The sequence below is a fragment of the Pseudomonas rhizozeae genome, assembly GCF_031583775.1.
GTDB lineage: Bacteria > Pseudomonadota > Gammaproteobacteria > Pseudomonadales > Pseudomonadaceae > Aquipseudomonas.
Genome location: NZ_JAVLSB010000021.1, coordinates 359,900 through 382,031 on the forward strand (window position 1 = coordinate 359,900; position 22,132 = coordinate 382,031).

The window sequence follows — 22,132 nt, forward strand, 5'->3', positions numbered from 1 at the left end:
CGGCTATGGTTAAAGGGGTGCATCGCGAAGGCAGCTAAACAACACTCGCCGCCATTCGCTCGGTTGTCTACGACTACCGTCCAACATTTGATGCAATTACCGCGTCTTTGAACGGGGAATGCGGCGAATCCCCACGACGTTGTTCTTTGCGTTCGCAGAGCTATTCGTAAGCTGCTCTACAGCAGAAAATGCGTTTTTTACTGCCGCAGTCGCGGCGTTGAATATGATGATGTCCACTCCTCCCGCCTTCTTAATTCGGTATTCGCGTGCGGCAGCTCCGTAGAGCCATTGGAAACCGTCCCACACAGGGCTAGTCCAGCTATCACTCATTTTGAAACTCCTTCTGATCTACACGTTTGGTCAGAAAACTGGGCGATGCATCAGGATGCCTGGCGCACAATCGCCAGGCCCTGAACGAACTAAATCGACTGCTTACGCGCTTCATTCACTACAACCATGTAGCTTGGGTGCAGCGTGCCCATCTTAGGGAGAGGGCTGTTGATGTGAACACCAGGTGCTGGATCGAACCAGTCCGAATTGAAAGGCAATTGAACAGTACGAGACACATCAAATTTTGTGCGCACACTGAGGCCGGAGAGCGAAAACCCAGGGTCGTTAGGGTCTAAAACAAATTCGCCAGGAAACAATTTTTCGGTCCGCTGGCTGGTGCCGTACGCGACGATCACCGCGTTATCAGTGGGAGAAATAAATAGGACTAAAGCCGGTCGCGGCTTTAATCCTGGGACCCCAGGACGTTCTGCTTGCGGAAATTTCACCCAGACGAAATCGCCGCAAGCAGGTAGAGGGTTATAGATTAATATCTCGTTCATTTTTAAAGAGGCCTTGTGTAAAGCGCTCGATCGGAATCTGAGTAGCGGGGCTCGCTGCACGGATAGCCGATAATTGCGCATCGGTTAGTGGTCCGTCGTCCAACTCGTACTTAGGCAGGCAGCGATCAGCTAGCTGGCGCAGAGCAAGATGAATAACTTCCGTTTTGCTCAGGCCGGTTTGTTGGGCAAGCAGATCCACTGTCTGACTGCTTACCCCTGTTGGCGTATCCTTTCTGCGAAGGCGCAGTAGGACGCTTTCAGTTTTTTCGGCGATGAGGGTCATGTGTAACTCCACGTAGGTGGTAAGAATCTGAAAGACTCGGTATGTATCGATAGGTAGTGTGCTGAGGGCTCCCAGGTCGGGTGCCGACGCCTCCTGACAGGAGGTGATATAGATTGTATATCAACAAATCCCAGTAGCAAATATCTATCCTCCAAAAAACACTGCGTATGGCATCCAAAAAGAGTGAGATATTTTGTATGTGATACAAAAAAAGCCCATCGGATGATGGGCTTTTCTTTCGAGTATCTCCAAGAGGAGGCTTTCGCCCACGAACCTCGGAGCTAGCCTTTCAGGATTATTGCATAGGAAAGATCTAGTAAATTTTGGACCTTGAGTTTTGGCGTCAGAGTCTCCCACCATGGGCAATAACGGGTGCCAAGGCAGAAATCTACACTTCATGATTCGTGTGCGTACTGAAGAATGCTCTTGCACGCCCTTACGACGTAGCTTGCGAGCTCACCGAGCTGTTGCAGCAAACGTGAGCGCCCGTTTAATCACGCAAGGTGTGTTGGGCGGAAGCAAGCCTCAGCAGACCGCTCCTCCCCCGTATGCACGGGATTGCGGCACACGTGAAGCGATCAACGATTGACGAGACGCTCTGCGTGATCGATCATCCTCACATCAAGGCACAGGGAAGGTGTGAGAATGTATTGGATAGAGATCTGTAATGACGGGAGCTATGTTTCTGAAGGGGTTGAATACTCCCTACAGGCGAACGACATTGAAATTCATGAAAGTTACGACGGCGCCCGCTCTGGCGACGACTGGGCGAAAAGCATCATACCGTTCGGAATCGCGACGCCACATGGTGATTTTACTTGGGAAGTGGAGATCATCGAATATCTGAAGAAAGGTGTGACCAGCTTCATAGGCTACGCGCTCACCGCCTATCCAGATGGAGTGCTTCTCAAAGAAGAAGTCATGTTTCGCATCCAAGATGGCTGGGCGTATCCAAATGAAACCGACCCCCAGCGCCCTTCAGCTTCCAAAATGCGCTTAGTTTAAAGAAGACCTATTCATGATTGATGCAGTTGACCTCTTTTGTGGTGCTGGCGGCCTAACCGCGGGCATGCGACTCGCCGGAATCGACGTGCATGCGGGCTACGACATTGAATCCCAGTGCAAGCATGCCTATGAGGTGAACAATAACGCGGTATTCGTAGCTCAAGACGTTAAAAGTCTGACCAAAACCCAGCTTGAAGAATGGTACCCCCGAGCAAATGGGCGCTATCGCTTACTCGCGGGCTGTGCACCATGCCAGCCCTTCTCAACCTATAACCAAGGACGAGACACCAGCAGTGACAGCAAATGGCCATTGTTGTATCACTTTGCACGCCTAATTCAAGAGCTTCAGCCTGAGCTCGTAACAATGGAAAATGTACCTGATGTGACAAAACACGAAGTTTATGGCGACTTTGTGAAAAATTTGGAGGATCAGGGGTACAAAGTCTGGGCTAAACGTGTCGCTTGCGTCGAGTACGGATTGCCTCAGCGCCGTAGACGGCATGTTTTATTAGCGTCCAAGCTAGGCCCAATTGAGCTGATTGAGCCTACCCATTTAGACTCGCCTGTGACCGTAAAGCAGATGATTGGCGACTTACCGCAACTTTCTGCTGGCGGCTGCGACCCAAACGATCCCATGCATAGAGCAGCCACGCTGACCCCTATCAACTTGCAACGAATCATGAACTCCCGTGAAGGTGGTACTTGGAGGGATTGGCCTCCTCACCTGATTGCGGATTGTCACCGGAAGGACACTGGTAAGACCTATGCTAGCGTTTATGGCAGAATGAATAGGAATGAGCCAAGCCCGACTATGACTACGCTATGTTATGGATTTGGCAATGGCCGCTTTGGTCACTATGAGCAAGCTCGAGCGCTTTCTTTACGCGAGGCTGCGATTCTTCAGTCATTTCCTCGAGACTATGAATTCATGCCACCGGATCAAATTACATTCAAAGCAGTAGGCCGGATGATTGGTAACGCCGTCCCAGTACGCCTCGGCCAAATAATCGGCGAAAGCCTGATGCAGCATGTCAGGAGCCACGAGCAACATGCACTTCAGTGAACTCCTGCTTAAGACGGTCTCTTAAATCGGAAACCGCGCGCGTTTCACACTCCCAAACAACCAAAACCCTCCAGCCCAACTCATGCAGTTGGGCTTCTTTTCTGGCATCTCGCATTACATTCGCTTCAAATTTAGGCAGCCAATAATCTTGTCTAGTTTTAGGCGTACTGGCATACCTGCAACCTGGATGTCTGTGCCAAAAGCAACCGTGGACGAATACCACTGTATGATACTTTGGAAGCACAATATCAGGTGTCCCTGGGAGAGATTTCTGGTGAAGCCGGAAACGAAATCCTAATTGATGCAACAGCGACCGAACCAATATTTCTGGCCTAGTGTCTCCACGAGACACCGAGCGCATTATTTTTGTTCTTACCTCAGAGGGCGTCATGTAACTGTCGTAGCGTTTCTGGCCTTCGCATCCCTACCTTTAGAGATAAGATGGCTCAACAACCAACAATCTTCGTAGGAGGCCGACTGATACTTTTGCAGGTCATTCCAACTGCAGACTGAACTTACCGCATAAATCCCGAGCTCGTATGAATTTTCGGCTTGCATATAGAATGTCGGAAAACGATGCGATAACCATTCAGGGGCGCCAGGGATGGACTCTCCTGCGGACGTAGTGACGATCGGTTGAACGTGAAAGAAATTATGCTCGTCTCCTTCATCTTCAGGATGCTCATAACGATAGCCAAATCCATTATAGCCCGGCACCCCTTTTCCAGTTAACGAAATAGTTTCAGCGTTGAACTCGTCTCCCCCCCTGGCTACGAAACGAATTAGACGGATCCAGTCATGTTTCTCGTCAACGCTAAGTACTAGTACAGCCGAGCACCCACGAGGCTGGGATAAAAATTTAACCAGATTCCCCTTCAAAATAGATGCAACATCACTGGAATAGTTAATAGCACACGCGTTCCTCCCACGTGGAGACTCTTGAATGGCTTGAAATTTACGTAGTGCCTGCTTCGCTTGTATCTTCTTAGAGTTCGCGATATGTAAATTTGTTAAAAAATCCGCAAGTTTCTTCGCTCGATTTTCGTCCATGACTGCACCATTACATCAAAAGATAAGATTGAGGCTCATAATTTACCGTGGGAAGAGCATTATTTTTAACTACCTTGACCCACCGTTTCTTGTCGAATGCAATAACGTCACTTGGATAACTTGATGCATCATCCTCAAGAACAAAGCTTGAGCTATCCTCACAAAACTGGAGAGGCTGCAGCTCAGCAAAAGCGAAACCTTCTGGACATGCAATCTCACGACGTGCCTTTTCAGCCCAAAAAACCGGACGGGAGAATAAAAAATCAGGCACTACAGCGAATGGTGCGAGCGCTTCTGGAACGCTCACCGCATCTAGACGACACAAGTGATTCCAAGCTTCAAGACTCCGGGCATCAGATACAATCCAAGGCAACTGCCCGCTTAAGTGAGGAGCATCAGCAACGACTTCCTGTGATGGCAGCACTACCTTTTCCAGCCAATGAATTAGGATCGCAGTACATACGCGAGCAGTCTGCTCGACTGAGAAATTCTCGATAACCTTCACATCTTTTTCGAGAATATTGAAAAGTCTTAGACCGTCATTACTAACGACAATGTCTCGAAATGTCATATCCTTTTTCCCAGGACTGGAGCCTAGAAACGCCGCAACTTCATAGCTGATATAATTCGAAGCCTCAGTATCCTCCAGCTCAAAACCTAACGTAGCCATAACAGGCTCGTCCAGTTTTTGCAAAATATACCTCTGAATCAACTCGAACCTTTTTATCTCTTCGTTCAGATTAGGCCAGTGCCATGGCCGATATAAATCGAATCCGCTAGACAACCAAAGTCCCGGCGACTGTATCTGCGCACTTCCTATATCTACGTCAGCATAAGATGAAACATTTCTGCGCATAGTGAGGTCGAAAGCATTGGTTCCAAATTGATTGACTACGATGACTGGACCGACCTCCGACATAAGGCGGATACTATAGGCTAGCTCAGCGCCAGTAGCCCAAGCAGCAGGAGACTCCATTTCTAAACCTAGTAAATCATAGTCAATTATGACTAGGTCGAACCCATTTAAAGCTTCTACAGGAATAAATTTTTCGCCACGAGAAGCTAGACGAGATCTATGTAACTCACCGATGAGACTCGATACCTCATTAGGCTGGTAAACTACAACCTCACCCTTTACGAATTTATCCAAGGACTCTTTCCAGAGTTTCGCCCGATTGGTCTCGTCGTCTAAAATAAGGATTTTCATAACTCGCTCCATTCGATTTTGAAAGTGGTTTTGTAACCCAAATGCGGCTCAATAAAATGAACCTTACAGTCAACTGAGTCGGCCACCATTTTCACAATTGTTAATCCAATCCCCATCCCACCCATCCCAAGCGCCTTCCTTTCTTCAGGAATCTCTAATCGCCGAATGAAAGGTTTGAACAGATCATCACTATCCTTCAGCCGCACCCCAACGCCAGTGTCAGAAATATAGATGGCGCCTCCAAGATCATTGATTTCTCCAGAACACCTTATACTTCTTACTTCAACTTCTAACATCGCATTGACAGCGTTAATCAATACATTCTGAAATACTGCGTTCCAAGCTGCCAAGGTTGCGGACGGTAGCTTCACGTTCTCAGGGACAGCATTAACAATATGCACGCCCCGCAATAAAATTTCAGAGTTATCAACTATCTTCGCTAAAAGTTTCTTACCATTATAGGAATTCCGCTTTTCACGATCCGACTCATGCATAAGTGGTGAAAATAGCTTTCGTGCGTTTGCGGTGCGTTCTGCCCAAGAATTTAGGGTTTCAAGAAGTACCGGTTCGTTTAGCACGCTTCCACCCTCATTCAGCCGTCGCCGGATATCATTAAGGATAGTGAGCTCCTTATGCATCTCGTGCTCCATAGCGATAGCCGCCATGCCTGTAGTCGCTAGCGCAGCCAGCAAAACTCGCTCCTCTTCGAACGCTGATTTTCGCTGGGCTTCTAGCGCCTCTAGCTCCTCAAAGTGGCTTGATACCGCCTCTAATCTTTGCGCGAGTTCAGATGGGGCACTTAATGAGATCTGGAAAAGCTCTTCTCGAATTTCGGAAACTTTCTCCTGCGTGTCCGGCATATCAAGACGATGAGACGCGATCGTTCTCTGCCTGCGCTCGTAGGAACGCATAGCATAAAAATCCATTGCCCATCGCACGGAGTGCTGCAGCTCTTCGAAAGCGTCGTTATCTATGAGCCGATCACGAGTAACCTGAACGTTAAGATATCGCCCCTTATCTATCTCATCCTTTCCGGCAGCAATGCGCTCGTGGGAAGTCGAGATGTTAACGATTCCGAAAATCCGAGAGTTGGTTGGCAAATCGTTCAATCCGCTTTGAACTTGAAGGTTCGAAGGAAGCAGATAGGATTTATTCAGGCGATGAGAGTGAGCGATCTCCAACTGCAGCCAGTCTTGTTCGTCCCCACCATAGAATGGAAGCCTGAAACTGTTGTCATAGATATGCACGCCGCCAAATTTTTTGAAATACTCACGTGCTGCGCCGACTTGCACACCGCCAGTTTGCTTCCCGGACAGTTTAAATATGTATATTTTAAAATGTGCTTTATCCAACGCTTGTGAACGTGTTGGAAAGGTGGCCGGATAACTGTCTCCATCCCTAAATGTAAGTTTTACTTCGTTCGGACCACCTTGACGACCATCATTTAGCTTCCCTTCAATCACTGCGATCCAGTTCTCAAGAGCCTGGTTCATCTGCTCAGTAAAGGTCCCTTCAGCACTCTCGGTGACACCGTCTAGAGTCACGTCAAAAACATCCGGGATCTCTGATGCGTTTTCACTATTCAGAAGATCAGAGGGAGGTTTCAGAAACCATAATTCTTTGGCAAGCTCTTGAAGGTCGGTGTTGTACCAAACCTTCTTTAGCAGGCTGATGGTAACGACGGTACCATGCCCGTATTGATTGTCGATCGAAGTGATATTAGGTGCAGCTCTGACTAAGGCGCCAGCTTCTACTAACTCCCCTGCCTGCCTTGCTCCCGTCCAATCCACAGAAGCACTGAACGCCTGCCCAGTGTCTTTACTACGAGAAACTATATCTACCTTGTCGCCAAGGAACTGCACCGACAGTCGACCCACCCCTTTAGAACCAGTGACCTGACGATTTCTCTCAGTTCGGAAGCTTGCCTGCTTGTGCGTTGTACCGATACGAAGCCAGAAATTCTTGAATTCAAGCGGCGACATACCGTCACCATTATCAATTACAGAGATAGTATCCTTTCCAAACCGTATCGTAACCTTCGTGGCATCCGCGTCGTAGCTATTCTTCACCAGCTCAGCCAATGCGATGTGGGGCTTGCCAACCAGCCGCTCACCTAGCTCCCTCAACAAAGCCGCATCAACTGTAAAGCGCTCGAAATTTGGCTCTCCGAGCTCCGGGCCGTTAGTTTTTTGGAGATTGTTAGACATTTAGCTCATCCTTGGGGCAGCGACTGGCTTGAGACATAGCATTTTTTCTACCCAGACGATGTCTATTGAAACGGGCGCTGGTTCATTCATGCCCGCAACGTCTTCGGAGCGAAGGGCGTTGGTGCTACGGCACTTTACGATAACGCCATAGAATCTCCCTACGAGCACCTACCATTGAGTCCCAATTTTTTTGCTTTAGCCCTCATCCACGATTATCTTGCAGTGAGGTAGAGGCTTTTAAACTCAGTCTTGTGCTTACCCTCAAGACGCGTAGGGAAGCCGGCCAGTGCCCGACTCTTTCATCTTCAATGATTCCGAGCTGGGTTGATCAAATACGGTTCAATCTACATCAGTAATAATCGGCTGCACAACGCCGAGATATCGAATGGCCACCTTGGTTACTAATCTTCTCAAGTTATGACCAACTGAATGGTGAGAGCGTACATTGATGTCTGAGTCATGGCGCCATCGCCCAGGCCCTTGCAAACCCACCGTCTCATCCAGCTATCCGTGTGGTACGCTCAGAACACCGCCCGATTCACGAGGCTGCCCAAATGAGTAGTTCTCATAAGTCAGATAGCAACTTTGCCGAGATCATTGAGGGCAAGGCTCGCCGACGCGAAGATCTAATGAAAGCTATCCGAGAGGCAGACCCTGCGGTCTTCGCGGAAGCAACTGAACGCCTCAAAGAGGTTATGCGCAACAGAGATCCGAGCCAGCGGCGTCGCCGGCTAGGCCCGCTGCAGTAGAGTTTTTCGATCACGACTCCCTGAGCCTTACCATTTGCTCTTCCAGCAGCCAATCACTGGGCTACGGTGGGATTGGATCTCAGCTAGTCACTGTCCCAAATGGTATTGGTCAGGTCTTATGCAACTGGTTGGCCAGATCAAATGCCCGGTCAACTCAGTGCAATTATCCATATTAGTGAGCAGCGGTATCGTGGTGTGGATATCGATGCGCGACCAAGGCGTGCTGATTTGCGTGGCCCAATAAGTAACGACTAGGCCTTTGAGTCATCCGATGGAGCACCTCAGGTGCTACGCCGAGCGGGCATGAGCCCGGACGTGTTGAGCAGTGCACTCAGGGAGCCATACGCTCTAAGATCTCAGGTTTCGATCGCTTGGACGTCAGAAACCGGTGGATGACTTCCGAATTGCCCTTGTTTAGTCCGGAACCATGTTCGACGACGTCCGCAGCACGGGAGATCATCAGCTCACCCGAAGTAGGCACGCTCCGCACGTCCAAGGTGATCTTGTAGATCCGCTTGCTGTTTTTGCCGACTTCCAAGGTGATGTTATTCGAGCAATGCTCAAGCTGTTTCGGCTCGTTACCACCCAGGTATTTGAACTCGACCTCGACAGAGTCTGCCTTCTCGTGGACGACTCTCCACGCACTCGGCAGGTCGGACGGAGCCACCATGAACTGAACCTTCAGACCACGCTGCTCTCTGGATTCCACTTCGTTGAGATCGTGCTGGGAGACCGAAATCCACTCTTCAAGTGATGTACGCATCAGGCTCTCTCCAATAAGTGACCTATTAGAGCGACCGTGAGCGTGTAATGCTCAACGGACTCTTGTGTCACCGCCAAGGACGTCAAACTGTCCAAGACGACTACCCCCCAAAGCTTGCCGTTGCACTCCACTGGCACGGCAGCCATGGAGCGTGGGAGCGTCCTTCCTTCAGCAAGGTACCTCTCCACAAACCTCACTGACGACCTGGTCACCTTAGCATAACTCTCTTTTTTGGCAGCACCCGTCCCCGGTTTGATCTCAGGGAGGTCAGACAGCAAGGCAACCTGGCGAGTCGACCAAGCGAGGCCGGCAAGCCCTTGAGTACGTGCGCTGTTTTCATTGTCGATGAAAAATAGCGTCTTGGTTTTCAGTGTCAGATGGCCGGACCGCATGTACGGAACCAGATAATTCCCATAGAGCCGTCGAGTTTTGAAGGGCCACCAGCCATCCTTACTCTCCTCGAGCCAATGACGGCGAAAGAACAGCCCTTTGCGGTATTTGAATAGAGTGACCCTATTGTGATCCTTGGGTACATTGAGATCTTTGAATACCTTCCCTTGGTATTCATCGAGGATGAACTGCAGCTTTTCAACGACCCACGGGTCTGCCATATGCTTGATAACGGCCATGGCAACGACCACCGCCGCGATAGCCAGCAGTACCCAGATTGCTACCTCCTGGAAGCTGTCGACGAGCGTCCAGACCACCGGTCTCTGGGCGATCCATTTGTCGTCCTTTTCAACGTCCATCAGCCAGATTGTCCCCGAGGACATCAAACCGGCGATGACGTAGATGTGGCCAGAAATGGCGTAAATCGCTTTTCGTTTTGGTCCCGTCCGCAACATCTTGTTATCTTCCTGCCAGCTTTCTAACGGTAATCCAATCGCGCGGCATCTGATGCGCCAAGCTCTTTAATGATGATGCGGTAATCGCAAATTCATATCACACCGGGCCCGTAGTGCGAAACCCGAAGCCTCCATTAACGGTGATGCCGGGGGCATAGTTTCCGCTGAAGCCGAACTGCCACCTTTACCGACGAAGAGGGATGATTGCTGTATTGGATAAGGTTTCAGTGGATAAGTCGCCTGTCGCACGTGATTTGAAGGAGCCCGCAGCCAGGCCGAAAGTCGGCGCCAATTTTCATCGCATCAAACAAAACGACTGAGTACACTGCCACCGGCAAGTGATGGCAAATAAATGGCACATCGGCGGTGCCGGTGAAGCGGGAAATGGGTTGAACTGCAAGTCAGGAGAGAATGGTCGGTGACCAAAGCAGTGACGCGTTGCAATTTTGCATACCGAAGGCCTGACCTCAGGAATCCTGATAGCAAAACTCAAAACTGGGTAGGCGACTACATCGTCTGGTGGTACGGCCCCGTGATGCGTAATAACAGGGCGATGTCCATCCCCCTTGCGGCCGTACTGTTCCGCGAACTGAAGGATAACGTCCCTGGTGAATTTAAGGTGGCCCACGTTCCCTTCACCAGCCTTCCCCATTACAGAGTCGGCACAATCTGGCGCAATGGTCACTGCATATCAGACACCGAGCTCGACACGGCAAGGCTAGCGGTAAACTTCAACGCATCAAGACGGCGGATTACCTCACGCAGAGGGCTCATCGCCGCGGATCAAGGGATGCTTTTCTCAGATGACGAGTATCCGTTACTCAAGGGAAACGACGATGCCTGCAAGCTTCTCGACTTCTCGTTGGGTGATGATAAAAATCTACTGATCCCCTGCACAGAGTACTTCGTACGTGCCTATGCCAGAAACATGGAGATCTGCAGGGCCCTTGCTAATTTGCGATGGGACGATGTTTTTAATGTTCTTTATCAAAACCCAAAAGCAGAGCGTAATCTGCCCGTTTGGCTAGTTCGCCCGGGCCCGAGAATGCGCTTCTTCGACGCAGTGTTCCTGGCTCATATTCTCTACGACCCGTACACGGCTAGCATTGTAAAAAGGGTGAATTCGCAATTCATGTCCCAAGCACCGGGCAAGCCCATGCTCCTCAAATGCGAACCATGGTTCGAAGGTCATGGTGAGATCCTCGGTCGGGGCAAATGGCTGAATGACGGGAAAACTTTTCTGTGCTTGGATCTGATGGGAACCAGCATGCCCAAAGGTCCAGAAGTTGAATTTCAAAAACTGAAGTTCGACAGTAGCGAAGGCTTGGATGGCCTAGGAAGAATCGTGCTGCCGCGTCCGATCAAAAGCGCTGCCCTCGAGGAGTTCCTCCAGGAACGCTCCACGATTGAGCCCGATCGACATGCCGAAATCTACGAGGCGAAAGCCGCGCCTTTCAAAGTGCTTGGCGAAAAACGGCCAGTGAAGAAATCAAAATCTGTAGTGAAAGCCAACAAAAGTCCACTTGGCCCAGCACCACCTGAGGCAGATGGAGTCTCTGCGGGTACTGGCACCGGAAGTGGAAAGAACGTCGGCAAGCTTGAGACCGTGTCGGATGCAGAGCATGAGACAGCACCTGACGTGGCGCTGGAAACTCAAGGCTTTTTTATGGACATCTGGAATGCACTCAAATCAATCGCCGCTGACAATCCGGAAAAGATCCTACGCGTTGACTGGTACACGCCCCTGGCACGATTCAGCAGTAAGCCGCCACTCGGTGTCGTTGAGCTCATGGTCGAAAACGAAGAGGAGCTTCCATCAGATGTTCGCTCCTGGCTGTATCTCGACCGAAGCGCCGGACTGCGGCGGGGAATATTGATCGTCCGCATCAAGACGACCAAGGGCAATTTCTTTTGCTTCGAGGTTCAGCGAAAGGACGGGAAAGAAGGTGAAATCCCTCCGGGATCTGCAGGACTGTTGATGACGTTCAGCGGAAATGAAGAGACATTCAAGCATTTCGTCAACGAGCTATGCCGAAGGATTCCCGGCTACAGAGGGGTGTTCAGCAAACTCAAGAAGCTGTACCCAGAAGAATACGTCACCTTTAACCATGGCAAACATGACAAGGAAATTCTTTACCGGAACATCCTCATCAACAAATTCGGTGAGCTCGATCTAGCGCTTGTCTAATCTTGGAGCTCTACTGACTCCCTAGAGAAGCGTCCCGCTGTAGCCGGCGAGATGAACTAGGCTTCCAGAAGGTCTTTCCAAGGACGACCGTCATGACTGACTACTCAGACTGCAAGATCGCCACGGCTGATGCTCTGACGCTGCTTCTGCACAACCAGCACGCACTAGGCGCGGCGATCGAAGAAATCACCAAGTGGCTTTCTGAGAATGGTGTAGAGAGTGTTGCAGCCAATGCAGTGGCAGCTATGGAAACCCTGGATGTAAATTCAAAAGCGATTGCAGACGCGATCATGCAACTACGGCAGTGCTAGATAACTACCCCGGACTCTGGAGTCATAGATGACTTACCGCGACGAGACACTCTCCGCAGGCTGCGGCCGCGCTGCATGATGGTCAGGTAGAATGCAGAGAGATGGCTAAGTCCATGGATTACCCTTTAATCGACGATGGTTCGCTCATAGGTGCCCGCTGATGGCACCCACAGCACCCCTTGCGGACATTCAATGTTGAATCCTGCAGTCCCTTGATAGGTTGCCGGAACATAAACCAGTGCCTTGCGACTGATCCTGTCGATACCATGAAAATAGGCCAAGGCCTTAACAATCCATCGAGACTCAAAATCACTTGTCTCGTCGCGTTGTGGCAGCAACTCGACAAGCTTTCGCTCGCGTTTCGCTAGCTTCTGCTGTCTTGCCCAATTCGCATCCGGACGAGAGTTCAGTCCCGCGCTGTAAACCCTGTTCAAGTACCCGATGAACCCGGTGACACTTGCCACCGTCCCCGGCGACTTACGCCAATAACTATCGAGCGCTTTCTGGTCAACCATGGCGCCGGCCTTCAGCCGCGAGTGTTCCAGCAAATCAGAGGCAGATCGTAAAGCGAGCCTGGTTGATCTAAGGCTAATGTCACCGGCCGCCAAGCGGCTTTGCAGCATGCGGTAATAACCGACAATCAATTGCTCGGGCCAGGGTTCTCGGGGTTGCTCCATGATGCCCTGCACACGTCGCTGCTCAGAATCTGTTTCGCGGGCCTGCGCGCGCACCATCAAACCGTCGAGCTCGCTCAGCCAACGCATGGGAACGCGTGCACGGCGCAATCCTTCAGCCGAGAAATGCCGCAGCAGTTCAACGTACGGAGGCACATCCTGCCAGACGTTTTCGAGCTCTTTGAAGAACTTGTAATAAGTGTTGATCTTCAAGGCTCCCGCCTTGGGACCAAGCTCAAGCAAAGCCCAACTTCCGAATCGCTGAAACCGCTGCGCCATGGATTGAACGCTCAATCCGGCAACGTTAATTGCCAAGCGCTTGTGGAAGGTTCTTTCCCAATAACATTGCTCACACTCTTCGCCACGCCCGGCTGGTGTACTGACACGACAAGTCACACACGCATGCACACCTGCTGTGATGCAGACCTTGCAGCGCCGACGACCATCAGATCCCGCAATCAATACGCGATGTCGCCGGCAGTCAGGACATGTCTCGGCAGCAGGACCACTGCATTTTGGGCAGAGCAATTTGCCAGTCCGCGTATTCCTCGCTACTCGCTGTGAATGCGTCCCGCAGGATTCGCAGATTGCCGGCTCACGAAAGTGCACTGCGCAAGGCTTGCACACAGGCCCATATGGAGTAATTCGCCCGACTTTGAAATCGACCTTGTTGCATCGGGCACATGGCCCACTCCTTAAGCAGGCGCTGCAGCGCGCGGCCTTATCAAATGTCGGAAGCCTGGAGAAATTGCTGCAGCCAGGACAGAGTCGACGCTTGAACAGCCGTGGATAGCAGTTCCCGCAATAGCGCTTTTCTCGGTAAATCCTTTTGGGCTGCTCAATGGCACGGCCACAGCCGTCGCATTCACAGCGACCCAAATACTCAACAGATGCCACGTCGTCTGACCTTTCGTTTCAGTCGCAACCACATACGCAGCGTCTGCGCGGGGCTACTGGTATGTTCACGGCCAACAACGCTCATCAAATGATGTCTAGGCGACCGCAGTGCTGCGACCAAATCCAGCAGAACTGGGGGCGCACTATTGGGGGAGAAATGCAGAGTCGAGGCTGGAAGTGATTCATGTCGTGCTGCTTCGATAAACGTTTGTGGCCCGGCTGACATTATCACCCACACGATGCTGAGCAGCACAGAGCGTTCAGCGGGAGAAAGGTATTCAAGGGGTAAACCCAATGGAATCGGTTGAATGGACTCAAGCGGTATGCCCAGTGATTCAAAGAATCGTCCGGCAGCAGCGCTATGGCGACGTATTGCTACCTGGGCAAAACTCACCATGGTTCGTGCAATGGTTAACCAATCGCGAAAATCGAGAGACGATGTTCCGTACAGGGGGCGCAGGCCAATGCTTTCGTCTACGTACCTCTGAAAAGCCAGCGCAGCTTCTGCAGCAGGGCTCCGAGCTCCACCGCTTAGCGCAGCACCGCACCTATGGCAGTCGCTGAACATGGCACCGGCTCTCAGTTGCTCCGGCTGCAGAGGAGCCAGACAACGTCCACACCGATCAACAAGCTCTACCCCATGGATAGGGCAGCAGGTATGCCAGGCCAAGCGCGATTGAATGCAGTACCGCGAGTTGTATTGCGCAATGCAATCCGGGCAGCATTGCAGCCCCCCACTATGATGCCCCCCTCTGCAGCCCAGCACTGTTAGCCAAGGCCAATTCCCACGCGGCAGTCTGTCCGGACGGTGCACGATCGAAGACATCGCATGCCCAAGGGTAGCGAACTGCAGACTCGCGCAAGGTACACCCGACAGCCGGCTCAGAACCGCAAGCCTATTCTCTGCCACAGTTCGACCTAGGTCACTTGCCCAAGCTCTAAAGCCAGGCCATGCGATTGCGGTCAACGCTGCGGGGGAGCAGCCGTGAGCAAGTGCCATCCTGACAATCCACGAAGTCAGAAGCTCGTCGGCGAGCAGCGGTTTACTGAGGGGCCAGATCGAGTTTACAGGGCCTGCTCCCGGATGCCACGAGTAGGACGTAACCATGACATGCTCTCGATAAGTTCTATCTCAATGCACTCCTTACCAGAAGCTATGGCCTGCTTCGTACACTCCATCAGAAGCCGGTGCACATTCCCCAGGTTTCCGCCCGAAATGGCGTGTATACGCCGAGCCTTATCTGGATGCGCCAACTCAGAGGGCTTCTTCAGCGGCAGTACCGACTCAAACCCTTTGAGTACGCGCTGGAATTCGGGATCAAGCTTCCACTGATCGAGTTTGATGACATCGAAGCGACTGGCATGTTGTGGGTCATGATGAAGGATACGAACGGCATCCGTTGTTCCGACGCCAATGATCGGTATTACCAGTTCATTGCAGAGCGACTTCAAGGCGTTCATCACCTCACGTTGCTTGATCGCAGAGCCCGTCAGCAACGAATGGAACTCATCAATGATCAGCATTCTGACCCTGAGCTCACGGAAGGAATGGATCACTTGGTAACGCAATGCCAACTTGGTATCCGTGATTCTGTAAGGCATCCATAGCTGCTCCAACAAAGCCACATACAGCGCCTTCTCGTCAGCAGCCGAAGGTGCCTCCGCCAGAATCAACGGGCGGACCGGGTCATCATTTTCGTCGACGTACCCTTCGCCATGCGTTTTCTGGAAGCGCCGAATGATGGTCGTCTTGCCGTTGTTGGAATCGCCCACAATCAGCAGATTAGGCATTCGCGCTCGCTTGGGCATGACGATCAGGTCATTAAGCGTATCCAGGATCGTGCGAGCCGATGCATACCCGATCCAGCGCTCCTCTCCCATGAAAAGGATCCGTTCCCGGTCACTCAGCTGCAACACCGGTCGAAAATCAGAATGGATGTGTTCGTATGTGCTCATTCGACTTCACCTGTCGATTCGACCTCCGAAAGCATAAGTAGGTCAGAATCCTCCTGAATGGGATCTAGTACCAGCTTCGCAACGGGCTTGCTCGGTTGGGCCGGCGTACCCTTCCTGCTGTGGGTACGACTCTTCTGAGCGTCTTTGCGGGCTTTCTTGCTGTTCGCGGACGCCTCTTCGACAAGCTTTCGGTTTTCGACGGCGTACTCGGCGATCAACGCATCGTCTATGTTCTCGCGCCCTTCGCTGACAGCTTTGTCCTTGGCAGCGTGATACTCCCAGAGGGTTACCGCAGGAAATGCCTGGTATGAGGCCGGCACTCGGAAGTATTGCTTCAGAACAGGGTCGTAGAACCAAATGACGCTTACATCCCTAGGATCCCGCCTGAAGAGCAGTTTGAGAGCCTTTCCGGTCGTGGGATCCTTTTGATTGATCCAATGACGCAGCGCCTCGGAGTAGTAGAACAGATCCCACTGCACACCATACGTCTGCACTGTCCTGCGAACAGATGGGAGGAAGTCCAGCTGTACCGCCAAAGGATCCGTCGGTCGCGCCGGCACGCTGATCAGGGGATCTACCTCCCGATTGCCGAAGAATGCCAACTGCCACTTGCGAGCTGGGCTCATGTGGAGCTTTTTATGGTAGGTCTGGTGGTACTTCAAAATTGACCGAACCAGCCATACCTCGAATTCCGCCATTGTGAGAACGGCTTTAGCATCCGAGTCATAGCCCTCACGCTCCTGAGGGTTACTGAAGGTGGTTCCCGGTAGCTCGTGCACCATTCTCATGAAGGTACCAAGCACCCGCTCAATTCGACCACCGTACTTTGGAACCTTGGATGGTCGGAAGACGCTGTCTATCCCGTAGTTCTTGCAAGAATCTACGATGTTCTGCGCCCTGAAGTCTGCACCGTTATCAGTGTGAATCGTGCGCGGAAAGCCCCATACCGGCCACTCTCCACGGATGTCGTGGGCAGCCAGCCAGGCTTCCTTGGGCAAAATCGAATGTGCGATGCACATCGCCACAGATGTCTCGGAAGGCGACTCGAACGCCAAGTAGTAGCCAACGATCATGCAGGAGTAGATGTCGATGGCAAGGGTGAGCCATGGCCGACCAATTGGCTTGCGATGGCGTTCGTCCACCACAATGAGATTGACCGGGGTATGGTCGATCTGCACAACGGCTAGGGGATAGCCTTCGTCTGGAAACTGACCGACTGAAGGTGTGTGTCTATTGTTCGCCTGCTCGGCATATCCGCGCCGGCGAAGCTTCACCACCTCGGGAATCTGTCGGATCCGGGCCCTGATGGCGGATGCACCCGGAGGCTGAATGTCTAGCACTCGCGCTCTACGTTCGACTTCCGAAATGGTGGACTGAACCGTGTACCTTTGCTCAGTCAGGTAGTAATCAGCCAGTACCTCTTGTACGAGCTTTTCTCCTTCAACAGAAAGACGCGTACTGCCCTCACGCCATCCTCGTTTGCGCGGCACGAGAGCCAAGACCTCATTCCATCGATTGTAGCGATCTAGCCAACGATAAAGGGTTGCCGGGCTGATTCCTGTCGCCTTCGCACGCGCCGCGACGGTTTCTTTGGATAAGACCGTGTTGCCTAGCAACGGCAGAATTGCGGAGTAACGCTTTTGCGCAATAGCCCAGGCATCTGAGCTGATGCTGCTGATATCGTGGTTAACGTATAGGCCGTCCAGTTTTTCCGCATCCACAGCCCTTAGGTCCAGAATCTGTAGAGCCGTACTGCGACCGGTCTCGACCTCCGTCGCAATCACCGTTTGCAGATCCAAGATCTGAACAATCCGGTAGACCTGCCTGTCTCGCCGCACCATCGCGCCGACCTCAATGGCAACGCGAGACCGAACGGGCTCAAACGGGACCAGATGCTCGCTGGTGTCGTCTTCATACAGTTTCATGATCAGGCACCCAGAGTTCGAGGTCATGATTCAGCGGTTCAGTAATGTCGCAGTCAACCTGACGAGTAGCGATCAGGTGCCACAGCAGCGATACGCCCCGATCGCGGAAAATACCGTTGAAATGCCGTGCCAGGAGGTAGTGCACCGGAGCAACTTCCATCTCGCGCAGCGTATTCAGCACTGTATCGATGTCACTTTGTTCAAAGATCATTCGCTCAAAGCGCTCGAGGAACACAATGTTTTCGAGCGGAAGGCCACGAATCCGCGACTCGTCATAAATGCGGAACTGCCACCCCTGGCTACGAGCCAACCGGCGTGCTTCCTTCCACTTGCCTGACCAGGCTCGCCAGTTCTCTACCCATTGTTCCCTCGGTTTTACCTCCACAAGCAGCGGCCGTAGCACGCCAAAGTAAGGCAAGTTCTGCTGGTGGTAAAAAACAAGATAATCAGGCGTGTAGATCTGCGGGCGTCCTAGGGAGTCGGAGAAAGGAACCTCCACCGGTTGGGAGATAACCGACTCAACCTGGTGAGAGAAGCGCATACGCTTCAGAAAGTCTCTTTCCAATGACGACTCAAAAGCGACCCCACCTAACCCTTTGAAAGCCATCACTCCTGAAATGCTGCGGCGGGTCGGCTTGATCTTCCGGACCGGCTTAATCTGGTCGCATCTATTTCCGATCATTTTTTATCTGGTCTCATTTATTACCGACAAGTGTCTCAGTAATTTCAGAAGGTTTTGATGGCCAATAGCGGCCTCTAGCGTAGCTATTTATCATGTATTTCGAAAGCCTACAGCGGCTCGAAACCGCAACCCGGCGAGATCACCCTCGCTCACCATGGCGTGCTGTTCCTCGATGAACTGCCGGAGTTTGATCGTAAGGTTTTGGAAGTCCTGAGGGAGCCGCTGGAGTCCGGGCATATCGTGATTTCCCGAGCGCGGGATCGAGTGCGGTTTCCGGCGCGATTCCAGCTAGTGGCCGCGATGAACCCCTGCCCCTGCGGCTATCTGGGCGAACCCAGCGGCAAATGCTCATGCACGCCGGACATGGTGCAGCGCTACCGCAACAAACTGTCAGGGCCATTACTGGATCGGATCGATTTGCACCTGACGGTGGCGCGAGAGGCAACGGCACTGAACCCGGTCAGCAAGCCCGGAGATGACACGGCTGCGGCAGCGATATTGGTCGCTGACGCCCGGGAACGGCAGCAAAAACGCCAGGGCTGCGCCAATGCCTTCCTCGACCTGCCTGGACTGCGCCAGCACTGCACGTTATCGACCACTGATGAAACCTGGCTGGAAACGGCTTGCGAGCGGCTGACGTTGTCGTTGCGAGCGGCACACCGATTGCTCAAGGTCGCGCGAACGTTGGCGGACCTTGAGCAGGTGGACAGGATCAAGCGCGAGCATCTGGCAGAGGCGTTGCAGTATCGACCGGCAACGCAGTGATCAATCTATCCGCCAACAATGGACACCGGAGGTTTTCAAGGGGCACCGACTACCGCTGATAGGTTGCAACAATGGTCGCTTTGGCTAAGGCGCTGGCATTCAACATATAGCCAACCAATGCCCCGCTGGCCTGGGCGTCTAGCGGCAACTTGTCGACTTTCAAAGCCCAGACAGTGAATTGGTAGTGATGAGGTTTGTCACCCGCAGGAGGGCAGACCCCACCGAATCCGGCTTGCCCATAATCGGTACGCCCCTGGACGGCTCCGACGGGAAGTGTTGAGCCAACAGCGCGCGGCACGCTAGTGACCGTGACGGGCAGATTGACCACCGTCCAGTGCCACCAGCCGCTGCCCGTGGGTGCGTCAGGATCGAACACCGTGATGGCAAAGCTCTTGGTGCCCGCCGGTGCGTTGTGCCAGGAGAGCTGAGGAGACAAGTTATCGCCATCGCAGCCGAAGCCCTTGAACACTTCAGCACGGGTCAGCGGCTGATCTTGTGCGATGTCGCTGCTGGTGAGGGAGAATTCAGAAGCATTGGCCGTGAAGACTGCCCATAAAAACAAGGCACATAGAATCTGTCTGACTTTCATGACAACTTCGCCTGGCTGTTTGATCGTCAACACACTTTAAATCTTGAAAGCCAGGCTGACACTCATACCTCGGCGCGGTCTTTTTATGCTTTGGTATGACTGAGCGCTCCATGTCCGAATCATGTGGCGAGGGAACTTGCTCCCTCGCCACAAACACGGGGCCACTCAGCGGAAGCGATCAACCTCGGCTCGCAAGTCGGCTGCCAATTTCTCCAGTTCCTTGGCCGTGATCGCCAGGTTCGACACCACTTCGCGCTGTTCGCTGTTGGCCAGGGCGATGCTTTGCAGGTTGCTGCTGAGCAAGGTCGCGGTGCTGCTTTGCTCTTGCGTGGCAGTGGTGATGGCGGCGAATTGCTGGCCGGCGGAGCGGCTTTGTTCGTCGATGCGAGCCAGGGCCGAGGCGACGTTGGCGTTGCGTGACAGGCCTTCCTGCATCAACAGGTTGCCTTGTTCCATGGTGCTGATGGCGTTGCCGGTTTCCTGTTGGATGCTGTGGATCATCCCGGAGATTTCATCGGTGGCTTCGCGGGTGCGAGAGGCGAGGTTGCGGACTTCGTCGGCGACCACGGCAAAGCCTCGGCCCTGCTCGCCGGCACGGGCGGCTTCGATGGCGGCGTTGAGTGCCAGCAGGTTGGTTTGTTCGGCGATCGAGGTAATGACGCCGACGATGCCACCGATTTCCTGGGAGCGTTGGCCCAAGGTGTTGATCACCGTAGCGGTGCTGTTCAGTGCACCGGCAATTTGCTCCAGCGACGACGACGCTTCGTTCATCGAGCTCCGGCCGATCTGGGTTTGCTGGGCGTTCTCCTGCGCCAGACGTTGGGTGGCACCCATGTTGTCGGCGATGTTGAGCGAGGTGGCGCTGAATTCTTCCACCGCGCCGGCCATGCTGGTGATTTCGCCGGACTGCTGCTCCATGCCTTCGTAGGCACCGCCAGACAGACCAGACAAAGCCTGCGCGCGGCTGTTGACCTCTTCGGACGCTTTGCGAATGTGCGAAACCATGGTCGACAGTGCTTCGCTCATCTTGTTGAAGGCGCGAGCCAGTTGGCCAATTTCGTCGTTGCTGGCCACGTTCAGACGAACGCTCAAATCACCCGCGCCCAAGGCTTCCGCCTGGCGCACCAGGTCGCCCAGCGGCGCCAATTTGCTGCGCAGCAGCCACACCGCCGAACCTACCGCGATCAACATCGCCAACAGGCTGCCGATAGCCAACTGGATGCCGACGCTCCAGGTCACGGCGCGGATTTCGGTTTTCGGCATGCTCGCCACCACCGACCATGGCCCACCTTCGAATGGCACGGCTACGCTGTAGAAGTCTTCGGACTTGTCGCTCCAGAAATCGCCCTTGCCCGGGGTTTTCGCCAGGCTGGCGATGATCGGCGTGGCCACGTCCAGCGCCTGCACGCCGGCGATCGGCACCAGCCACTTGTTCTGCTCGTCCAGCAGCGCCAGCGAGCCGGTCTGGCCGATACGGAAACGCTTGAGGTTTTCAAACTGCGCGTTCTGCGCGTCGGTGTAGTCAAAACCGACGTACAACACCGCAATCACTTTGCCGCTGCTGTCGCGAACGGGCGTGTACTGCGACATGTAAAAGCGCTCGAACAGCAAGGAGCGGCCGACGTAGTTTTGCCCCGCCATCAAGCGTGCATAAGCCGGGTTCGCATGATCGAGCACGGTGCCGATGGCCCGGTTGCCATCCTGCTTGGTGACGTTGGTACTGACGCGAATGAACTCGTCACCGCTGCGCACGAACACGGTCGCGACACCGGCCGTCATTTGCTTGAACTCGTCGACTTCCTTGAAGTTGTTGTTCAACACTTCGCTGCCCAGGTGCAGACCCGGCGTTTGCGTGCCGGCCACTACCACAGGTTCGTCTGCATGCACCGTCAAGCCGGCGCTGAAGCGCTTCTCGAACAGCCCTGCCAGACGCTGGGTGCTTTCACGCAGCGTGCTGTGGAAAGTGTTCAACTGGTCAGCCAGCAGCCGTGCTTCACTGGCGAGATGCTCTTCACGGGTGTCGAGGTTGGCGGCGTCCAGCGAACGCAAGGCGAACACAGTACTGCCGCTGATCACGATCGCCAGTATCACGGCAAGGGCAAGGCCTAGCTGCGAGGCGATCCGGGCACGGGGTTGAGACATG

At 53.1% G+C, this 22,132-nt stretch carries 20 protein-coding genes and 1 pseudogene; 5 read left to right on the top strand and 16 right to left on the bottom strand.

The window, feature by feature from the left end:
* Positions 1-96 precede the first annotated feature (96 nt).
* The 3 genes from RG836_RS05985 to RG836_RS05995 all read right to left on the bottom strand — a co-directional run bounded on the left by RG836_RS05985 (position 97) and on the right by RG836_RS05995 (position 1,113).
* The gene (locus tag RG836_RS05985; protein ID WP_310844024.1) at positions 97-330 is read right to left on the bottom strand and encodes a hypothetical protein; all 234 of its coding nucleotides are present in this window, start codon (positions 328-330) and stop codon (positions 97-99) included.
* An 89-nt stretch (positions 331-419) separates the two neighbouring features.
* On the bottom strand, positions 420-830 hold the full coding sequence (locus RG836_RS05990) for a hypothetical protein (RefSeq protein ID WP_310844025.1): 411 nt from the start codon (positions 828-830) through the stop codon (positions 420-422).
* On the bottom strand, positions 808-1,113 hold the full coding sequence (locus RG836_RS05995; protein ID WP_310844027.1) for a hypothetical protein: 306 nt from the start codon (positions 1,111-1,113) through the stop codon (positions 808-810). The genes RG836_RS05990 and RG836_RS05995 overlap by 23 nt, the downstream gene beginning before the upstream one ends.
* A 645-nt stretch (positions 1,114-1,758) precedes the next feature.
* On the opposite strand from RG836_RS05995, the gene RG836_RS06000 reads away from it, so the two are divergent.
* Together RG836_RS06000 and RG836_RS06005 are read left to right on the top strand one after the other, a co-directional pair.
* Positions 1,759-2,118 (top strand): hypothetical protein, encoded by a 360-nt coding sequence (locus RG836_RS06000; RefSeq protein WP_310844028.1) that lies wholly within the window; start codon positions 1,759-1,761, stop codon positions 2,116-2,118.
* Between the two features lie 13 nt (positions 2,119-2,131).
* Complete coding sequence (locus tag RG836_RS06005; RefSeq protein WP_310844029.1) at positions 2,132-3,181, top strand: DNA cytosine methyltransferase; 1,050 nt, start codon at positions 2,132-2,134, stop codon at positions 3,179-3,181.
* Here the strand turns inward: RG836_RS06005 and RG836_RS06010 are convergent.
* The 6 genes from RG836_RS06010 to RG836_RS06035 form a co-directional block, all read right to left on the bottom strand.
* Complete coding sequence (locus RG836_RS06010) at positions 3,150-3,572, bottom strand: very short patch repair endonuclease (protein WP_310844031.1); 423 nt, start codon at positions 3,570-3,572, stop codon at positions 3,150-3,152. The genes RG836_RS06005 and RG836_RS06010 overlap by 32 nt on opposite strands.
* Positions 3,569-4,231 (bottom strand): hypothetical protein, encoded by a 663-nt coding sequence (locus tag RG836_RS06015; RefSeq protein ID WP_310844033.1) that lies wholly within the window; start codon positions 4,229-4,231, stop codon positions 3,569-3,571. Before RG836_RS06015 ends, RG836_RS06010 begins: the two co-directional genes overlap by 4 nt.
* 10 nt (positions 4,232-4,241) lie before the next feature.
* Positions 4,242-5,438, bottom strand: coding sequence for a hypothetical protein (locus tag RG836_RS06020; RefSeq protein WP_310844035.1), 1,197 nt, complete (start codon positions 5,436-5,438; stop codon positions 4,242-4,244).
* Positions 5,435-7,645, bottom strand: a complete 2,211-nt coding sequence (locus tag RG836_RS06025) for an ATP-binding protein (RefSeq protein WP_310844036.1) — start codon at positions 7,643-7,645, stop codon at positions 5,435-5,437. The genes RG836_RS06020 and RG836_RS06025 overlap by 4 nt, the downstream gene beginning before the upstream one ends.
* Before the next feature lie 1,080 nt (positions 7,646-8,725).
* Positions 8,726-9,157, bottom strand: coding sequence for a hypothetical protein (locus tag RG836_RS06030; RefSeq protein ID WP_249483063.1), 432 nt, complete (start codon positions 9,155-9,157; stop codon positions 8,726-8,728).
* Positions 9,157-10,002 (bottom strand): GAF domain-containing protein, encoded by an 846-nt coding sequence (locus tag RG836_RS06035; RefSeq protein WP_310844037.1) that lies wholly within the window; start codon positions 10,000-10,002, stop codon positions 9,157-9,159. The genes RG836_RS06030 and RG836_RS06035 overlap by 1 nt, the downstream gene beginning before the upstream one ends.
* Before the next feature lie 418 nt (positions 10,003-10,420).
* On the opposite strand from RG836_RS06035, the gene RG836_RS06040 reads away from it, so the two are divergent.
* Together RG836_RS06040 and RG836_RS06045 are read left to right on the top strand one after the other, a co-directional pair.
* Entirely contained in the window at positions 10,421-12,190 is a 1,770-nt protein-coding gene (locus RG836_RS06040; protein WP_310844040.1) for a hypothetical protein, read from the top strand.
* 92 nt (positions 12,191-12,282) lie between these two features.
* The gene (locus RG836_RS06045) at positions 12,283-12,501 is read left to right on the top strand and encodes a hypothetical protein (protein WP_008439394.1); all 219 of its coding nucleotides are present in this window, start codon (positions 12,283-12,285) and stop codon (positions 12,499-12,501) included.
* Between the two features lie 125 nt (positions 12,502-12,626).
* Here RG836_RS06045 and RG836_RS06050 read toward each other — a convergent pair whose 3' ends face one another.
* The 5 genes from RG836_RS06050 to RG836_RS06065 form a co-directional block, all read right to left on the bottom strand.
* A complete protein-coding gene (locus tag RG836_RS06050) occupies positions 12,627-13,388 on the bottom strand; it encodes a hypothetical protein (protein ID WP_310844044.1) in 762 nt (253 codons plus the stop codon).
* A gap of 670 nt (positions 13,389-14,058) precedes the next feature.
* Complete coding sequence (locus RG836_RS27270) at positions 14,059-15,180, bottom strand: TniQ family protein (RefSeq protein WP_409078054.1); 1,122 nt, start codon at positions 15,178-15,180, stop codon at positions 14,059-14,061.
* A complete protein-coding gene (locus tag RG836_RS06055) occupies positions 15,138-16,028 on the bottom strand; it encodes a TniB family NTP-binding protein (protein ID WP_310844046.1) in 891 nt (296 codons plus the stop codon). Before RG836_RS06055 ends, RG836_RS27270 begins: the two co-directional genes overlap by 43 nt.
* A complete protein-coding gene (locus RG836_RS06060) occupies positions 16,025-17,953 on the bottom strand; it encodes a helix-turn-helix domain-containing protein (protein WP_310844048.1) in 1,929 nt (642 codons plus the stop codon). Before RG836_RS06060 ends, RG836_RS06055 begins: the two co-directional genes overlap by 4 nt.
* A complete protein-coding gene (locus tag RG836_RS06065; protein WP_310844445.1) occupies positions 17,940-18,494 on the bottom strand; it encodes a TnsA endonuclease N-terminal domain-containing protein in 555 nt (184 codons plus the stop codon). Before RG836_RS06065 ends, RG836_RS06060 begins: the two co-directional genes overlap by 14 nt.
* Before the next feature lie 255 nt (positions 18,495-18,749).
* Here RG836_RS06065 and RG836_RS06070 point away from each other — a divergent pair.
* Positions 18,750-19,400: pseudogene (locus RG836_RS06070) on the top strand (ATP-binding protein); the annotation flags it as partial.
* Between the two features lie 49 nt (positions 19,401-19,449).
* On the opposite strand, the gene RG836_RS06075 reads toward RG836_RS06070, so the two are convergent.
* Both RG836_RS06075 and RG836_RS06080 read right to left on the bottom strand, forming a co-directional pair.
* The gene (locus tag RG836_RS06075; protein ID WP_310844049.1) at positions 19,450-19,989 is read right to left on the bottom strand and encodes a YbhB/YbcL family Raf kinase inhibitor-like protein; all 540 of its coding nucleotides are present in this window, start codon (positions 19,987-19,989) and stop codon (positions 19,450-19,452) included.
* A 165-nt stretch (positions 19,990-20,154) separates the two neighbouring features.
* Positions 20,155-22,131: a methyl-accepting chemotaxis protein gene (locus tag RG836_RS06080; RefSeq protein WP_310844051.1), complete on the bottom strand. Its 1,977-nt coding sequence runs from the start codon at positions 22,129-22,131 to the stop codon at positions 20,155-20,157.
* Position 22,132 lies beyond the last annotated feature (1 nt).

Coding starts and splice junctions, on each gene's coding strand:
- RG836_RS05985 (WP_310844024.1), bottom strand. CDS start 330: ATGAGTGATAGCTGGACTAGCCCTGTGTGGGACGGTTTCCAATGGCTC.
- RG836_RS05990 (WP_310844025.1), bottom strand. CDS start 830: ATGAACGAGATATTAATCTATAACCCTCTACCTGCTTGCGGCGATTTC.
- RG836_RS05995 (WP_310844027.1), bottom strand. CDS start 1,113: ATGACCCTCATCGCCGAAAAAACTGAAAGCGTCCTACTGCGCCTTCGC.
- RG836_RS06000 (WP_310844028.1), top strand. CDS start 1,759: ATGTATTGGATAGAGATCTGTAATGACGGGAGCTATGTTTCTGAAGGG.
- RG836_RS06005 (WP_310844029.1), top strand. CDS start 2,132: ATGATTGATGCAGTTGACCTCTTTTGTGGTGCTGGCGGCCTAACCGCG.
- RG836_RS06010 (WP_310844031.1), bottom strand. CDS start 3,572: ATGACGCCCTCTGAGGTAAGAACAAAAATAATGCGCTCGGTGTCTCGT.
- RG836_RS06015 (WP_310844033.1), bottom strand. CDS start 4,231: ATGGACGAAAATCGAGCGAAGAAACTTGCGGATTTTTTAACAAATTTA.
- RG836_RS06020 (WP_310844035.1), bottom strand. CDS start 5,438: ATGAAAATCCTTATTTTAGACGACGAGACCAATCGGGCGAAACTCTGG.
- RG836_RS06025 (WP_310844036.1), bottom strand. CDS start 7,645: ATGTCTAACAATCTCCAAAAAACTAACGGCCCGGAGCTCGGAGAGCCA.
- RG836_RS06030 (WP_249483063.1), bottom strand. CDS start 9,157: ATGCGTACATCACTTGAAGAGTGGATTTCGGTCTCCCAGCACGATCTC.
- RG836_RS06035 (WP_310844037.1), bottom strand. CDS start 10,002: ATGTTGCGGACGGGACCAAAACGAAAAGCGATTTACGCCATTTCTGGC.
- RG836_RS06045 (WP_008439394.1), top strand. CDS start 12,283: ATGACTGACTACTCAGACTGCAAGATCGCCACGGCTGATGCTCTGACG.
- RG836_RS27270 (WP_409078054.1), bottom strand. CDS start 15,180: ATGGTTACGTCCTACTCGTGGCATCCGGGAGCAGGCCCTGTAAACTCG.
- RG836_RS06055 (WP_310844046.1), bottom strand. CDS start 16,028: ATGAGCACATACGAACACATCCATTCTGATTTTCGACCGGTGTTGCAG.
- RG836_RS06060 (WP_310844048.1), bottom strand. CDS start 17,953: ATGAAACTGTATGAAGACGACACCAGCGAGCATCTGGTCCCGTTTGAG.
- RG836_RS06065 (WP_310844445.1), bottom strand. CDS start 18,494: ATGCGCTTCTCTCACCAGGTTGAGTCGGTTATCTCCCAACCGGTGGAG.
- RG836_RS06075 (WP_310844049.1), bottom strand. CDS start 19,989: ATGAAAGTCAGACAGATTCTATGTGCCTTGTTTTTATGGGCAGTCTTC.
- RG836_RS06080 (WP_310844051.1), bottom strand. CDS start 22,131: ATGTCTCAACCCCGTGCCCGGATCGCCTCGCAGCTAGGCCTTGCCCTT.